This is a genomic window from Mesorhizobium sp. M0862 (assembly GCF_040319795.1).
GTDB lineage: Bacteria > Pseudomonadota > Alphaproteobacteria > Rhizobiales > Rhizobiaceae > Mesorhizobium.
This window is the reverse complement of the sequence record NZ_JAMYOJ010000002.1, coordinates 179,001-193,660: the sequence shown is the minus strand read 5'-3', so window position 1 is coordinate 193,660 and position 14,660 is coordinate 179,001. Positions and strand designations below refer to the sequence as shown.

Sequence of the window (14,660 nt, the reverse complement as noted above, 5' to 3'; positions counted from 1 at the left end):
GCAATGCAACATTAACGCGCGTTCGCGGCTTCGTCATGAAGAAACCCGAATCGGAAAATGACGTTGCGTCAACGATTTGAGCGGATCGGCTGTCAGAAAGACCAAGGTGGGGGAGAAGCGGCATGGCGAGCTATTCGTCGCGGGCGAGGGCCGATATCGGGCGGTGGCTGCAGGCTGGCCTGATCGACGCGAAGACGGCCGATGCGCTTAAGCGCGACATCGACGCAAACGAGCGCAAATCGCTGAGCTTCGGCACTATATTGGCCATGATGGCGGCGCTGCTGTTCGGCGCCGCGATCCTGCTCTTCGTCGCCGCCAACTGGGACGCCATCCCGCGGCTGGTGCGGGTCGCGGCACTGTTTGCCGTCATTCTCGCCGGCTATGTCGGCGGCGCGGTGTTGAAGATGCGCGACCATGCGGCGATCGGCGAGGCGCTGTGGATCGTGGCCGCCGCGGCTTTCGGCGGATCGATCGCGCTGATCGGCCAGATGTACCATCTCACGGGCGACGAGGCCTCGGCCATCGTCACCTGGGGCATCGGCACGGCACTTGCCGCGGTGGCGTTGCGCTCGAACCCGCTGACGGTCGCTGCCGTCGGCATATCCATTGCCTGGCTGTTCGTGCGCGCGTTCGACTTTTATGACCGCCCCGTATTTCCGGATTTCTTCGTCGTGATGGCGCCGGTGCTTTTTGTCGTCTCATTCTGGACGCGTAGCCAGCCGGCACGCCACTTGATCATTCTCTCGGTCATTTTCTATATCGCGGTGCGCGGCCTGGACCAGAACACGCTCGCCCTGGCTATTCCTCTGGTCGCGGTGTCGGCGCTGCTGTTTGCGGTTTCGATCTTCGCCGCTGGGCCGGCCGACCGGATCTTGCAACTCGGCGGGCGGTTGCCTTTGCACGCCTTGATCGGCTTTCTCACCGGGCTGGCGATGATGCAGATCGAACTGGGCGATGACAACGCCTTCAGCAACGGCTTTGCCATTGCGTCGGTCATCGCACTGGCCGGCATTGCCGCGGCGATCATGCTGGGCGGGCGCGAGAGCAGGGGGCTGCGCTGGGTTGCCTATGCCGGCTTTGCCTTCGAGCTCGCCATTATCTATGTCGTGACCTTGCAGACGATGCTCGGCACGGCCGGCTTCTTCCTGGCTGCCGCAGTGCTGTTCGGCATCCTGGCTCTCGTCATCATCCGTGTGGAAAAACGCATGAAGGCCCCGGAAGGAGCGGCAGCATGATGTCGGGAAAGAAACTTGTCATCTCGGCGCTGGTCCTGGCGCTCGTCCAGATCGGCTTCCTGAGCTGGATCATCGGCGGCCGCGCGGCGATCCTGCGCAACGGCAAGGAGGTCTTGCTGAAAGTCGAGCCGGTCGATCCGCGCGATCTGCTGCGCGGCGACTATATTATCCTCGGCTATGAAATATCGCGCTTGCCGGTGAAGCTGATCGCCAACATCCCGGCCGGCCAGCTCGTGAGCGAGAACACGCCGATCGTGGTCCGGCTGAAGCCGGGTGCCGACGGCTATTGGCATGCGACCACGGCCTGGTTCGGCAAGGCTCCGACGCCGGCGACCGCCGACGAAGCCGATATTGTCGGCCAGGTCGCGCCGGGCTGGACGCTTGATCCTGAATCCACGATCGCACCGCAATACGGCATCGACCGCTTCTACCTACCTGAGGGCCAGGGCATGGCGATCCAGAACGACATGCGGGTGCGGCCATTCGGCGTGCGCATCGCGCTCGCCGCCAGTGGCCAGGCACAGATCAAGGCGCTGATGGACGGCGACAAGACATTGTTTGAGGAACCGCTCTACTAGAAGACATTACCCAGGGCATGGATTTCGGCAACGATCGATCGCTTCGCCCTCATGCAAACCAGACGGGCGAAGACAATGCCGATTACGGTGACGACGCGCGAAGATATCAATCTCGATGCCGTTTTGCGCGTCGCCTGGAGAAACGACACGGTCGAAATCGGCGACAAGGCCTTGCAACGCATTGCCGAATGCCGCGTCTCGTTCCTGAAACTCATTGAGTCCGATCCGCCGCCGGTCATCTACGGCGTCACCACCGCGATGGGCGAGCTGGCAAGCCGCAAGCTCGAACTTGACGAGCGCGACCGCCATGCGCGCATCAAGGCTTTTGCTGCCGCCACATCGTTCGGTGAGCCATTGCCTGAGCGCGTCGTAAGGGCGATCGTGTTGGCGCGGCTGACCAACTTTATCGAAGGCAATGCCGCGACCACGCCGCGCATCGCACGGGCGGTCGCGGCGATGCTCGACGGCGGCCCGATGCCGGTGGTGCCGTCGCAAGGGCAGGGTGGCGCCGGCGAGATCCTGGCGCTCTATCTGCTGTTTGCTGCGCTTACCGCCAGCCTTGAGCTTGAGGTGAAGGAGCGCGGTTCGCTGATCAACGGCTCGCCCTGCGCGGCGGCACTGGTGGCGGACGCAGCACTTGCCGCGCGTCGTCGCCTCGCCATGGCGCACAAGGTGTTCGCGCTGTCGATCGAAGCGTTTCGTGCGCCGCTCGAGCATTATGATGCAGCGCTCGACGGGCTCTGGGGCGACGAACACGAAGCGGCCGCCTTGCAAGGGTTGCGGCAGTTTCTGGTCGGCGCAGGGGATGGACGGCGCAATTATCAGGCGCCGGTCAGCTACCGCATCGTGCCGCGTGTGCTCGGCCATGCGCATCGGGCGCTGGCCGGCGCCGAGCAGGCGGCGACCGTATCGCTGGCCTCGATCTCGGACAATCCAGTCTATATCCCGCCCGACGCGGCGCACCCGCTGGGGCGCTGCATCTCGACCGGCGGCTATCACAATGCCATGGCGACGCCGGCGCTCGACGATCTGGCGGCGATCTGGGCCGATCTCTGCCTGCTCTGCGACCGCCACGCCTCAAAGCTGCTGAACGGCAAGGTGTCGCTGCTGCCCGACCTGTTGATGACCGGGCGGCATTGGGCCGACAACGACGGGCACGGCAATGTCGGCTATGTGCCGATGGCGATCACCGGCTATCTCGAACAGGCCAAACTCGCGGCGCAGCGCACCTTCATTCCGGGCACCGAATCGGCCGGCGCCGGCCAGGACGACGTCGCCACCACCGCATTCTTCGCCTGGACCAAGGAAGCGACGGCCGGCCGCTGCCTCGATGCGGCAATGGCGATGCTGGCGATGATCGCCTCGCAGGCCCTGTACGTGACTGAACGCGCCGCGCCGCCGGCATTGCAGGATTTTGTCGCGGATATCAGGAAGATCGTGCCGCCGGTCGACGCCGACCGGGTGCTGGGGCCGGAGCTGGCGAAATTGGCGGAGTGGTTTACCGGTCAAGTGTTTGAAGTGTAGGCCGTCGCCACCAGTCCTCCTACGCCACGGCTTCGGAGGACACCCTTCGCTTTATCAAGCTCCTGGGTGGCCTGCCACCCGAAGCTCGATAGAGCGAAGGGTGGTGCGGATGAAGGGACTCGAACCCCCACGCCTTTCGGCACTGGAACCTAAATCCAGGGCGTCTACCAGTTCCGCCACATCCGCATTTGTCGGCAATCCCATGTAGCCATCATTCTGTCAATGTCGGGGCGAAAATGTCTGCCGTTGGGGCGGTCATTCGCTGCAACGCGAAGATGGTTGAAAATTGGCCTCGCCTGTGACAAAAGGCGTGTCAAATGTGACGGGACGCGCCGATCCGCTTCTGCAGAATGTGATAAGAAGTAGGAAAAACAAGAACTTATTCACACCTTGGAACGCAGTTTGGAACAATTTGAGCCGTAATTTCGGTCAAATCACCAGGTTCCGTACCAAAAGCCATTCCCGGCAAGATTGTACCGGCAGGCTGTGAACGGCAAGACGCCGTGGCAGCCTCTTTGGTGAAGATAAAGGTTTTACGATGCAGGTCACCGAAACGCTCAACTCCGGTCTCAAGCGCGAGATCAAGATCACCGTGCCGGCCGGTGATATGGAAGCCAAGCTGATGGCGCGGCTGTCCGACGCCAGGAACAAGGTCCGCATCAACGGCTTCCGTCCCGGCAAGGTGCCTGTGCAGCATTTGCGCAAGGTCTACGGCAAGTCGTTCATGGCCGAAGTGGTCAACGAAATCCTCAACGATTCGACCCGTTCGATCATCACGGGGCGCGGCGAAAAGGCCGCCATGCAGCCTGAAGTGATCATGACGGAAGACGAGAAAGAGGCCGAGAAGATCCTGGCCGGCGGCGCCGACTTCGAATTCCGCCTCAACTACGAGGTCATCCCGGCGATCGAGATCAAGGATTTCTCCGACATCAAGGTGACGCGCCAGGTATTCGAAGTGCCGGACAGCGAAATCGACGAGCAGGTCCAGCGCGTTGCCGAATCGGCGCGCAGCTTCGAGCCGAAGACCGGCAAGGCGGCCGAAGGCGACCGCGTTTCGATCGACTATGTCGGCAAGATCGACGGCGAGGCCTTTTCCGGCGGCGCCGGCACCGACCAGCCGCTGGTTCTGGGGTCCAAGGAATTCATTCCGGGCTTCGAGGACCAACTGATCGGCGCCAAGGCCGGCGACGAGAAGCAGGTCACGGTCACTTTCCCGGAAAACTACCAGGCCGCGCATCTGGCCGGCAAGGAAGCCACCTTCGACGTCACCGTCAAGGAAGTGTCCAAGCCCGGCGCGCTGGAAATCAACGACGAGATGGCCAAGAACCTCGGCCTGGAATCGCTGGAGCGCCTGCGCGACGTGGTGCGCGGCCAGATCGAGAACCAGTTCGGTTCGATGACCCGCCAGAAGGTCAAGCGCCAGCTGCTCGACCAGCTTGACGCGGCCTATTCGTTCGAGGCGCCGTCGAAGCTCGTCGATGCCGAGTTCAACAACATCTGGACCCAGGTCAACCGCGATCTCGAAGCCGCCGGCCGTACCTTCGCCGACGAGGAGACGACGGAAGAAGAGGCACGCGCCGAATATCTGCGGCTTGCCGAGCGCCGCGTGCGTCTCGGCCTGGTTTTGGCCGAGATCGGCGAGAAGGCCGGCGTCACCGTTTCCGACGAGGAACTGCAGCGCGGCCTGTTCGAGCAGGTGCGCCGCTACCCGGCCAACCAGCAGCAGGAAGCCTTCGAGTTCTATCGCAGCAATCCGGAAGCCCTGAACACGCTGCGCGCGCCGATGTTCGAGGAGAAGGTCGTCGACCATCTGCTCAGCCAGATCTCGGTCACCGACGTCAAGGTCAGCAAGGAAGAGCTGATGGCTGACGACGAAGAGGGCGATACCGCCAAGGCCAAGCCGGCGAAGAAGGCCGCTGCCAAGAAGGCCGACAAGGCTGAAAAGGCCGACGACGCGGAAGAGCCGAAGAAGAAGGCAGCCCCGAAGAAGAAGGCCGCCAAGGACGCCGAATAAGCGCCTGACGACAAGATCAGACAAAGGCCGCCCTCGAGGCGGCCTTTTTCGTTGTGGCGGTCTCTTGAGCCACCGCAGCCCACCTGAACCTTTGTACGGTCGACCTGTTCTACCTACCGGCCACATTCTGTGGTACACAGGTGGCGCAATTCCATCTGGGGAGGAGCGGAGAATCTATTCTGCCGTGCAGGGCGCATGCTGGTGCTACCAGCATGTGCAGACCGTCTGAGGCAAATTTGACGATCAGGGAGGAATGCCATGCGCTTGGTTGCGTTTTTCGCCGTCGTTTCCGTTGCAACTTTCATCGCCAATCCATCGCGGGCACAGGACGCCGCGGCGGGCGAGAAGGTCTTTACCAAATGCAAGGTCTGCCACGTCGCAGACCAAGACACCAACAAGATAGGCCCTTCGTTGCATGGCGTTATCGGCCGGACGGCCGGCACGCATCCGGATTTTAAATATTCCGAAGCCATGATCGCGGCCGGCACATCCGGCGTCAAATGGGATGAGCCGACACTGACGACGTATCTTCACGACCCCAAGGCAATGGTCAAAGGGACGAAGATGGCGTTTCCCGGCCTCAAGAAGGACGAGGACGTCGCCAACGTCATCGCCTATCTGAAGCAATTTTCCCCGTAACCTGGCTCTTCGGCCGGCCAGAGCGTTTCACCGTTTCACGGAAACGGCGATCCACTCGATCTCTTTGTTCTTACGCAATTCCGGACGGAAAACCCCATACACTTTTCCTGGAATTGCTCTAGGCTGCCCGGTTTCCATCGATGGTCGTCTCAAATGTCGGTCAAGGAAAGCCTCAAGGATACCGGCGTCCGCCTCTCGGAAGCGACGGTCAGTGATTTCTTTGCGCTCTTGAAGCCTCGGGTCATGGCCCTTGCCGTCTTTACCGCCTTCGTCGGTCTGATGGTGGCGCCCGGCGCGATGAACCCGGTCATCGCCGTGATCGCCATAGGTGCGATTGCGGTTGGAGCGGGAGCGGCCGGCGCGCTCAACATGTGGTACGACGCCGACATCGACGCGCTGATGTCGCGCACGTCAAAGCGGCCGGTTCCGTCGGGCCGCGTCACGGCCGGCGAAGCGCTCGGCTTCGGCCTGGTGCTTTCCGCACTTTCGGTCATGACGCTCGGCGTGCTGGTGGGCTGGCTTGCCGCGTCACTGCTGGCCTTCACAATCTTTTTCTACGTCGTCATCTATACGATGTGGCTGAAGCGCTCGACGCCGCAGAACATCGTCATCGGCGGCGCAGCGGGTGCCCTTCCTCCGATGATCGGCTGGGCGGCGGCCACCGGCGCCATCGGCATTGAAAGCCTGATCCTGTTCCTGATCATTTTCCTGTGGACGCCGCCGCATTTCTGGGCGCTCGCACTGTTCAAGGCCGGCGACTATGCCGCTGCCGGCATCCCGATGATGCCGAACGTGGCCGGCCAGGCCTCGACCAGAAGGCAGATCTTCGCCTATTCACTGCTCCTGGCACCGATCGGCATGCTGCCCTGGGCGTTCGGATTTACGAGCGGGGTCTATGGGATCGTTTCGGCTGCATTGGGCGCGGGTTTCATCTGGCATGCCTGGAAGGCTCTGGTCATACCCGACAAGGAGATGAAGCCGGCCAAGGCGCTGTTTGCCTATTCGATTTTTTGCTTGCCGACACCATCGCGATGCGCGCGTTCATGTCAGCCGGAGGGTGACGGCATGACGCTGTGTTCGGAAACCTCGCCTTCCGGGAGCCTTTTGTAAGAACGGGCGACAAGCTCCAGTCAATGGAGTATATTGATTGCGGTGCAGGTCGCGGTTCGCGTGGCCAGTCATGCAGAACGGCAGCACCGTGAAACCGCGACCTTGCCGGACCTGGTCTGGAGGAACGGGCATGACAAGTTTTCACGTGATTGCAGGCGCCAGCGAAACGCTGGAACACACCAAAATCCGAAAAATCAGTGTTTCCGATCTTTTCGATGCGCTCAAGCGCGGTGTTGACGATTTTATGGTCAAACCGTCGCACATCGTCTTTCTCTGCCTGATCTATCCGCTTGTCGGCGTGGTGCTCGCTGCCTGGACTTCGGGCGCCAATGCGTTGCCGATGTTGTTTCCGCTGGTGTCCGGCTTTGCGCTGATCGGTCCATTCGCGGCGATCGGCCTCTATGAGATCAGCCGCAGACGAGAAGCCGGGCTCGACACCTCCTGGACGCACGCTTTCGAGGTCAGGAATTCTCCGGCCCTGCCAGCCATCGCCGCAGTCGGGATCATGCTGGTTGCAATCTTCATCGCCTGGCTTTTGGCGGCGCAGGTGTTCTACGAATATCTCTTCGGCCCGGCTCCGCCTGTATCGATTTCGGGCTTCATCAATGAAATATTTGCCACCGGACGCGGGTGGTCTCTGATTGTCCTGGGGCACGCCATCGGCTTCGTCTTCGCCGTGGTGGTGTTGTGCACGACGGTCGTCGCCTTCCCATTGCTGCTCGACCGCGACGTCGGCGCCTACGAAGCCATCCACACGTCGGTGCGAGCGGTGCTGGCGAACCCGATCCCCATGGCTGTCTGGGGACTGATTGTCGCCGTCGCCCTGATCATAGGCTCGCTGCCGGTGTTTGCCGGGCTGGCGGTCGTGCTGCCGATCCTGGGTCACGCCACCTGGCATGTCTACCGCAAGGTTGTGGAGCCGCCATCGTCCCCGACGCGGGTAGGCCTCTGACCCTGCAGATCAGCTGATGGGAAGCTTCATCTCCGGTCTTTGACCGGAGATGAAGACTGTGCGTCAGGGCCCCGGTCCGAAGAAGGACAACCGGGTGAGAAGCGTGTAGTCCGCTTCGAAGAGCATCATCGCCACGAACACCAATATCAGAAGTGGCGGCAGGATGATCGCATAGGTCAGCGCCAGCCGCTCCCAGGCCATGTGCATGAACACGGCGACGATCAGCCCGGCCTTGAGGATCATGAAGATCAGGATCAGAGACCATCTGAGATAGCCGTGGATGCCGAGATAATCGACCATGTAGGAGCAGGCGCTGAGGATGAACAGCCATGCCCAGACCACCAGATAGAGCTTGATCGGATGTTCCTGATGAACCTCCGCGACGCCGGTCGATGGCCCTTCATGCGCATGATCAGAGTGCAGCGCGTGTTGCCCGAGGCCGTTTGCGGTTGCTTCAGCCATGTCAGCCTCTCACCAAAGATAGAAGAATGCGAAAATGAACACCCAGACCAGGTCAACGAAATGCCAGTAGAGCCCCATGATTTCGACGTTCTCGTAGCGACCCCTGCGGCTGGTGAAGAAGCCGGGACGACCGACGTCGTAGTCTCCACGCCAGACCTTTCGCGCCACGATGATGAGGAAGATCACCCCGATCGTCACATGCGTGCCGTGGAAGCCGGTGATCATGAAGAAAGTCGAGCCGAATTGTGCCGCGCCCCAGGGATTGCCCCACGGCCGTACCCCTTCGGTGATCAACTTGGTCCATTCGAAGGCTTGCATGCCGACGAAGGTGGCTCCTAGCGCTGCCGTCAGAAGCATGAGGATTGCGGTTTTGCGGCGGTCGCGGCGATAGCCAAAATTGACCGCCATGGCCATCGTTCCGCTGCTCGATATCAGCACGAAGGTCATGATGGCAATCAGGATCAGTGGAATGTCCGAACCGCCGATGCGAAGCGCAAAGACCTCGCTCGGATTGGGCCACGGCACACGTGTGGAGACGCGCGCGGTCATGTAGGAGAGCAGGAAGCAGCCGAAGATGAAGGTGTCGCTGAGCAGGAAGATCCACATCATGGCCTTGCCCCAGGACACGTTCTTGAACGCGCGCTGATCCGAGGACCAGTCGGCGGCGATGCCTTGCCAGCCTGCGGGCCGCGTCTCCGTTTGGCCGGTATGCGTCAGTGTCGTTTCTGCCATGCTCCTCGACCTCCTAGGTCAGCAACTGCCGGCAAATATCGATGAACGTCGCGGCCCAGCCGGCTAAAAGAGCGAAGATGGCGAGCCAGACGAAAAGCAGGAAATGCCAGTACATGGCGCATAATTCGACGCTGAGGCGAAGCCGTTCCGGCCGTGCCCCGTTCCAGGCGCCGGCGGTTGTCCTGCCCAGGCCCACCAGCCCTCCCACGATATGCAGGCCGTGCATCCCGGTTATCAGGTAGAAAAAACTGTTGGCCGGATTGGAGGCCAGAAAATAGCCATCGGCGGTCAGGTCCCGCCATGCCATGAGCTGCCCGATGAGGAAGGCGATCGCGGTGAGCCCAGCCGCAGCAAGGCCGAGCCTGACCGTGTCCATCTGGCGCTTGCGCGCCGCGATCGAGGCGCATTGCAGCGCGATGCTGCTCAGCACCAGCATGCCGGTGTTGAGCCAGAGCAGGCGTGGGATGGGTAGCGGCTGCCAGTCCGACAGCGCCATACGCATGAAGTAGGCGCTGGTGAACAGCGCAAACAGGCAGCCGACCACGGCGAGGAAGACACCGAGGCCAATCTTGGCCGTCGGCAGGCTCGATCGGTCGAAGGCGACAAAATCTCCTGCCACACCTTGCTCGAGCCATGGTTTCGCCATCAGCCGCTGATGCGAGAGCCACCAGCCGGCAAAGCCGGCGATCACGAGAAGGAAGACCAGGATGACGCTCATGCCGGCTCCCTGGAGGGGCCGAACGTGCCCGGCATGTTTTGCGGAATGAAGTCCTCCTTGGCGCCCGGCACGCTGTAGTCATAGGCCCAGCGATAGACGATCGGCAGATCCTTGCCGAAATTGCCATGCGCCGGTGGCGTCTGCGGCGTTTGCCATTCGAGTGTCGTGGCCCGCCATGGATTGCCACCGGCCTCGCGCCCATGGCGGATGCTCCAGATAAGATTGAACAGGAAAACGATCTGGGCGAAGCCGACGATAAACGCCATGATGCTGATGAACGAGTTCAGGTGATGCGCCGACTCCGTCATGACCGTCACGTCGGTCAGTTCGGCATAGCGCCGCGGCACGCCCATCAGGCCGATGTAATGCATGGGAAAGAAGATCAGGTAGGCGCCGAGGAATGTGACCCAGAAATGGAACCGGCCGAGCGTCTCGTTCAGCATCCGGCCGGTGACCTTCGGGTACCAGTGGTAGATCGCGCCGAAGATGACGACGATCGGAGCAACACCCATGACCATATGGAAGTGAGCGACGACGAACATCGTGTCCGACAGCGGGACGTCGACGACGACGTTGCCGAGAAACAGCCCGGTCAACCCGCCATTGACGAAGGTGACGATGAAAGCCATGGCAAACAGCATCGGTATGGTGAGATGGATGTCGCCCCGCCACAGCGTCAGCACCCAATTGTAGACCTTGATCGCCGTCGGGATGGCGATGATCAGTGTCGTGGTGGCGAAGAAGAAGCCGAAATAGGGGTGCATGCCGCTGACATACATGTGGTGCGCCCAGACCACGAAGCTCAGCGCGCCGATGCCAACGATGGCCCAGACCATCATCCGGTAGCCAAAAATGTTCTTGCGCGCATGCGTGCTGATCAGATCGGAGACGATGCCGAAGGCCGGCAGCGCCACGATGTAGACTTCCGGGTGGCCGAAGAACCAGAACAGATGCTGGAACAGGATCGGGCTGCCGCCATTGTGCTGTAGCTGTTCCCCCATCTCGACAACCGCGGGCATGAAGAAGGAGGTTCCAAGCGCGCGGTCAAGCAGCATCATCACGCAGGCGACGAACAGCGCCGGAAAGGCGAGCAGCGCCATGATGGTGGCGGTGAAGATGCCCCAGACGGTCAGCGGCAGGCGCATCATCGTCATGCCGCGCGTGCGGGCCTGCAGCACCGTCACGACATAGTTCAGTCCGCCCATGGTGAAGCCGATGATGAACAGGATCAGCGAGACGAGCATCAGGATGATGCCCCATTCCTGGCCGCCAGGTGTGCCGGTCATGATGGCTTGCGGCGGATAGAGCGTCCAGCCGGCGCCGGTCGGTCCGCCGGGCGCAAAGAAGCTCGACACCAGAACCAGCACGGCAAGGAGGTAGATCCAGTAGCTCAGCATGTTGACATAGGGAAAGACCATGTCGCGGGCGCCGACCATCAGCGGGATCAGGTAGTTGCCGAAGCCGCCGAGGAAGAGTGCCGTGAGCAGGTAGATCACCATGATCATGCCGTGCATGGTGATGAACTGGTAGTAGGCCTCGGGGGTGATGAAATCGAACGTGCCGGGGAAGCCGAGCTGCAGCCGCATCAGCCAGGACAGCACCAGCGCGACCAGGCCGATGGCCGTTGCGGTCGCCGAATACTGGATGGCGATGACCTTGGCGTCCTGCGAGAAGACATACTTCGTCCACCAGCTGTGCGGATGGTAAAGCTCCATTTCCGCGACTTCGGCGGGCGGGACGGCATCTGCAGGCGTGATATCGACCATAGGCGGAGCACCTCCGTGCCCTTCAGCGGGACCCGACAGTTTCGAGTTTTGCCGCAACTTCTAGAGCTGACGCCGTCGCGTTGCCCGGCGCCTGTTCCACCGAGCCCGTCTGCTGCGGCGCCGACAACTGCGCGAACGTCTGCTGCTGGTCGAGCCAGGCCACATAGTCCTGCTCGGTATCGACCATGACGATGCCATGCATCATCGGGTGCCCCTGGCCGCACAGTTCGGCGCACAGAACCTGGAAGGTCCCGGTCTTGGTGGGGGTGAACCAGAAATAGGTGACCGAGCCCGGTATCATGTCCATCTTGGCGCGGAATTCCGGAACGTAGAAATCGTGCAACACATCGATCGAGCGCAGCAGCATCTTGACCGGCTTGCCGACCGGCAGATGCAGGTCGGCCGCTTCGACCACGACGTCGTCCTGGCCGCTGGGATCCTTGGCGATCACGCCCAGCGGATTTTCAGCGGTGACGTCGCGGGTGTCGGATGTGCCGAGTTTGCCGTCCTTGCCGGGCAAGCGGAAGCTCCACTGCCATTGCTGGCCGACGACTTCGACCACGGTTGCGTCGCTTGGAACGTTGACGAACCGGCTCCAGACAAACAGGCCGGGAACCAGCATGGCGGTAACACCCACTCCGGTGACGATCGTCAGCCACCATTCGAGCCGCTTGTTCTCCGGTTCGTAGGCCGCCTGGTTGCCTTCGCGGTGACGGAAGCGGAAAACGCAATAGGCCATGAATAGGACGACTGCGGCGAAGACGACGCCGGTAATCCAAAAGGTGATGATGATGGTGTTGTCGATATAGTCCCAATTCGAGGCAATCGGAGTCCACCACCATGGGCTCAGGAAGTGGAACAACACCGAGCCCACGACGATCAAAACGAGTACAACCACTATGGGCATGTCCCGTTCCTCCCGGTATTTCAGGGGGCGCGAAGCCGTCCCGGGAAAATACCAAGTGCATCATGCGTGATTTGCGATCGAAATTCTAGAGCCGGTTGTGGAAGGAGCGAAAAATTGCTTCTGCGGCGCCCGGACCTTGCTTCGTTGGTGACGCCGGAGCGACACCTGACCCCAAATCAGGGAGGGCAGGGGCTGGTTTGATTCGGCTTGCCTTGTTCCAGCGGGATCAAAGCGCCTTGATGATGATGCAGCCGGCCAAAAGCAGCACGACGCCGGCGAGCCGCATGCCGGAGACAAGCCGCTGCGGCAGGCGGAACCAGCCGAAGGTGTCGACGAAGATGCCGGCGACCTGCTGGCCGGCCACCGTCAGGCTGACGGCAGCTGCCGCTCCGATGACGGGGATGGCGGTGAACACGGTCGTGACATAGGTGGCGCCGGCAAAACCTCCGAGCCAGCCCCACCAGGGCATCGACGACAGGCCGGCGAGGCGAGGGCGGGGCGTCTTCGTCAGGGCAAGCGCGATCAGAAGCACCGCGGCCATGGCCAGCATCGCCACCAGGAACGAGATGGTGCCGACCGCAAACGGCGCGCCGCCAAGGTCGTGCCGAAGCAAGGCGTTTACAGCGCCTTGCACTGGAAGCACGGCGCCTGCCAGCAGCGCCAGTCCGATCCACCCTGGTCTTGAGGATGCGGTATTGTCGGCCGCGCCCTTCTGTCCCAGAACGATGAGGGCAGCCCCGGCAAGCAAGACGAGCATGCCGAAGGCAGGCCCGGCTCGCAGTCCGGCTTCGGGGATCCCGAGCCAGCCGAACGTGTCGAGGGCGAAGGATGCAAGCATCTGCCCAGCGATGAAGAGCCCGACGGACACGACGGCGCCAAGGCGAGGGAACAGAAGAATGGTCGAAACGACGTAGAAGGCCGAAGCCATGCCGCCGATCGCATGCCACCATTCGGCTTGCCGAACGGCAAGCAGAGCCGGTGTCGTTCCGGTGAGGGCCGTGATCGACAACAGCACGATGGCGCCGACCGCGAGCTGAAGCGTGGTCGCGGCAAAGGGTGAGCCGACCGCCTTTGAAAGTTGGGCGTTGGCGCCAGCCTGCACTGCGAGCAGGCCACCGGCGACAAGCGCCAGAGGGATGAAGAGGATTTCCACGATCGTATTCCTTGAATGCGGGGTGCGGCGGCTAGGGCATGATCCCAAAAAGTGGGTGCCGGTTTTTGGAAAAGATCATGCTCCAACAAAGGGTTAGGTCATGATGAGATTTCAACCAAATCTCATCATGATCTAAGCGGCCGCTGACGCTTCCGGCAGGGCGGGAACAGCGATCCCTCTGACAACTGCGGAGCGGCGGCCGATGGCCGCATACCAGCGCGCCAGGTTTGGTGTGTCATCGAGGCTGAGGCCGAGCTTGCTGACGGCCGCGTTGATCCATGGCCATGTCATCACATCGGCGATGCCGTAGCTTTTGCCGACAATGTGCTCATGGTGCTTTAGCCGGCTATCGAGAACGCGGAAGACACGTCCGGTTTCGCGCTCAAAACACTCGATCACGTAAGGGATTTTTGCCGGCGCGAAGATTTTGTAATTCCACAATTGGCCAAGCGTCGGGCCGACATGGGCCGCCTGGAACAAGGTCCAGGTCAGCGTATCGTCCGCCTCCTGCGCGCCCACCGGCTGAAGCTTGCCCGACCGTCGCGCCAGGTAGTGTAGGATGGCGCCGGATTCGAAGACCGTGCGGCCGGCGTCCCGGTCGACGATCACCGGGATCTTGTTGTTGGGATTGAGCGCCAGGAAATCAGGCTTGGTCTGGTCGCCCCTTTCGATGTCGACCAAGCGGACCGAGTAGGGCAGGCAGACCTCTTCCAGCATGATCGAGGCCTTGTGCCCGTTGGGTGTCTGGCAGGTGTAGAGTTCTATCGGCGTCATGGCTCTTCTCCGCGACTGTTTCTTTTGTCGTCGGACTCCATATGGCGTGCGTGCATGCGCAGATCGACATGCCGATTCGCCCGCTTGCTCTGCGTT

General features: G+C 61.7%; 14 protein-coding genes and 1 tRNA gene. 7 read left to right on the top strand and 8 right to left on the bottom strand.

Annotated features, from left to right (window positions below; all coding sequences use genetic code 11):
* Positions 1 to 122 precede the first annotated feature (122 nt).
* The 3 genes from NKI15_RS03565 to NKI15_RS03555 all read left to right on the top strand — a co-directional run bounded on the left by NKI15_RS03565 (position 123) and on the right by NKI15_RS03555 (position 3,337).
* The gene (locus NKI15_RS03565) at positions 123 to 1,235 is read left to right on the top strand and encodes a DUF2157 domain-containing protein (protein ID WP_023705993.1); all 1,113 of its coding nucleotides are present in this window, start codon (positions 123 to 125) and stop codon (positions 1,233 to 1,235) included.
* A complete protein-coding gene (locus NKI15_RS03560) occupies positions 1,232 to 1,813 on the top strand; it encodes a GDYXXLXY domain-containing protein (RefSeq protein WP_023705992.1) in 582 nt (193 codons plus the stop codon). Before NKI15_RS03565 ends, NKI15_RS03560 begins: the two co-directional genes overlap by 4 nt.
* A 75-nt stretch (positions 1,814 to 1,888) precedes the next feature.
* Positions 1,889 to 3,337 carry an aromatic amino acid lyase gene (locus tag NKI15_RS03555; RefSeq protein ID WP_023750193.1) on the top strand — a complete coding sequence of 483 codons (1,449 nt, stop codon included), beginning with the start codon at positions 1,889 to 1,891 and terminating at the stop codon, positions 3,335 to 3,337.
* 101 nt (positions 3,338 to 3,438) lie between these two features.
* On the opposite strand, the gene NKI15_RS03550 is transcribed toward NKI15_RS03555, so the two are convergent.
* Positions 3,439 to 3,523 (bottom strand) — tRNA-Leu (locus NKI15_RS03550).
* Between the two features lie 352 nt (positions 3,524 to 3,875).
* Between NKI15_RS03550 and tig the strand changes: the two genes are divergently transcribed.
* From tig to NKI15_RS03530, 4 genes are all read left to right on the top strand, one after another.
* Positions 3,876 to 5,351 (top strand): trigger factor, encoded by a 1,476-nt coding sequence (gene tig, locus NKI15_RS03545; RefSeq protein ID WP_023681635.1) that lies wholly within the window; start codon positions 3,876 to 3,878, stop codon positions 5,349 to 5,351.
* Between the two features lie 258 nt (positions 5,352 to 5,609).
* The gene (locus NKI15_RS03540; protein ID WP_023667668.1) at positions 5,610 to 5,990 is read left to right on the top strand and encodes a c-type cytochrome; all 381 of its coding nucleotides are present in this window, start codon (positions 5,610 to 5,612) and stop codon (positions 5,988 to 5,990) included.
* Between the two features lie 153 nt (positions 5,991 to 6,143).
* Entirely contained in the window at positions 6,144 to 7,100 is a 957-nt protein-coding gene (gene cyoE / locus NKI15_RS03535; RefSeq protein WP_502898671.1) for a heme o synthase, read from the top strand.
* 130 nt (positions 7,101 to 7,230) lie between these two features.
* Positions 7,231 to 8,052, top strand: a complete 822-nt coding sequence (locus NKI15_RS03530) for a DUF2189 domain-containing protein (protein ID WP_023705989.1) — start codon at positions 7,231 to 7,233, stop codon at positions 8,050 to 8,052.
* Between the two features lie 63 nt (positions 8,053 to 8,115).
* Here the strand turns inward: NKI15_RS03530 and NKI15_RS03525 are convergent, their stop codons facing one another.
* The 7 genes from NKI15_RS03525 to NKI15_RS03495 form a co-directional block, all read right to left on the bottom strand.
* Positions 8,116 to 8,514 (bottom strand): cytochrome C oxidase subunit IV family protein, encoded by a 399-nt coding sequence (locus tag NKI15_RS03525; protein ID WP_023667665.1) that lies wholly within the window; start codon positions 8,512 to 8,514, stop codon positions 8,116 to 8,118.
* A 9-nt stretch (positions 8,515 to 8,523) separates the two neighbouring features.
* Positions 8,524 to 9,246 carry a heme-copper oxidase subunit III family protein gene (locus NKI15_RS03520; RefSeq protein WP_023667664.1) on the bottom strand — a complete coding sequence of 241 codons (723 nt, stop codon included), beginning with the start codon at positions 9,244 to 9,246 and terminating at the stop codon, positions 8,524 to 8,526.
* 13 nt (positions 9,247 to 9,259) lie between these two features.
* Positions 9,260 to 9,964 carry a cytochrome c oxidase subunit 3 gene (locus NKI15_RS03515; RefSeq protein WP_023681632.1) on the bottom strand — a complete coding sequence of 235 codons (705 nt, stop codon included), beginning with the start codon at positions 9,962 to 9,964 and terminating at the stop codon, positions 9,260 to 9,262.
* The gene (gene ctaD, locus NKI15_RS03510; protein WP_023705988.1) at positions 9,961 to 11,730 is read right to left on the bottom strand and encodes a cytochrome c oxidase subunit I; all 1,770 of its coding nucleotides are present in this window, start codon (positions 11,728 to 11,730) and stop codon (positions 9,961 to 9,963) included. The genes NKI15_RS03515 and ctaD overlap by 4 nt, the downstream gene beginning before the upstream one ends.
* Before the next feature lie 22 nt (positions 11,731 to 11,752).
* Entirely contained in the window at positions 11,753 to 12,637 is an 885-nt protein-coding gene (locus NKI15_RS03505; protein ID WP_023667661.1) for a cytochrome c oxidase subunit II, read from the bottom strand.
* Positions 12,638 to 12,863: 226 nt separating this feature from the next.
* On the bottom strand, positions 12,864 to 13,790 hold the full coding sequence (locus NKI15_RS03500) for a DMT family transporter (RefSeq protein ID WP_023705987.1): 927 nt from the start codon (positions 13,788 to 13,790) through the stop codon (positions 12,864 to 12,866).
* A 132-nt stretch (positions 13,791 to 13,922) separates the two neighbouring features.
* Positions 13,923 to 14,564, bottom strand: a complete 642-nt coding sequence (locus NKI15_RS03495) for a glutathione S-transferase family protein (RefSeq protein WP_031196341.1) — start codon at positions 14,562 to 14,564, stop codon at positions 13,923 to 13,925.
* Positions 14,565 to 14,660: the final 96 nt, after the last annotated feature.

What these genes read in the sequence shown, in the direction of transcription:
- NKI15_RS03560 (WP_023705992.1), top strand. Translation starts at nt 1,232, where the DNA reads ATGATGTCGGGAAAGAAACTTGTCATCTCGGCGCTGGTCCTGGCGCTC.
- NKI15_RS03520 (WP_023667664.1), bottom strand. Translation starts at nt 9,246, where the DNA reads ATGGCAGAAACGACACTGACGCATACCGGCCAAACGGAGACGCGGCCC.
- NKI15_RS03515 (WP_023681632.1), bottom strand. Translation starts at nt 9,964, where the DNA reads ATGAGCGTCATCCTGGTCTTCCTTCTCGTGATCGCCGGCTTTGCCGGC.
- NKI15_RS03565 (WP_023705993.1), top strand. Translation starts at nt 123, where the DNA reads ATGGCGAGCTATTCGTCGCGGGCGAGGGCCGATATCGGGCGGTGGCTG.
- tig (WP_023681635.1), top strand. Translation starts at nt 3,876, where the DNA reads ATGCAGGTCACCGAAACGCTCAACTCCGGTCTCAAGCGCGAGATCAAG.
- NKI15_RS03540 (WP_023667668.1), top strand. Translation starts at nt 5,610, where the DNA reads ATGCGCTTGGTTGCGTTTTTCGCCGTCGTTTCCGTTGCAACTTTCATC.
- NKI15_RS03505 (WP_023667661.1), bottom strand. Translation starts at nt 12,637, where the DNA reads ATGCCCATAGTGGTTGTACTCGTTTTGATCGTCGTGGGCTCGGTGTTG.
- NKI15_RS03495 (WP_031196341.1), bottom strand. Translation starts at nt 14,564, where the DNA reads ATGACGCCGATAGAACTCTACACCTGCCAGACACCCAACGGGCACAAG.
- NKI15_RS03530 (WP_023705989.1), top strand. Translation starts at nt 7,231, where the DNA reads ATGACAAGTTTTCACGTGATTGCAGGCGCCAGCGAAACGCTGGAACAC.
- ctaD (WP_023705988.1), bottom strand. Translation starts at nt 11,730, where the DNA reads ATGGTCGATATCACGCCTGCAGATGCCGTCCCGCCCGCCGAAGTCGCG.
- NKI15_RS03555 (WP_023750193.1), top strand. Translation starts at nt 1,889, where the DNA reads ATGCCGATTACGGTGACGACGCGCGAAGATATCAATCTCGATGCCGTT.
- NKI15_RS03525 (WP_023667665.1), bottom strand. Translation starts at nt 8,514, where the DNA reads ATGGCTGAAGCAACCGCAAACGGCCTCGGGCAACACGCGCTGCACTCT.
- cyoE (WP_502898671.1), top strand. Translation starts at nt 6,144, where the DNA reads ATGTCGGTCAAGGAAAGCCTCAAGGATACCGGCGTCCGCCTCTCGGAA.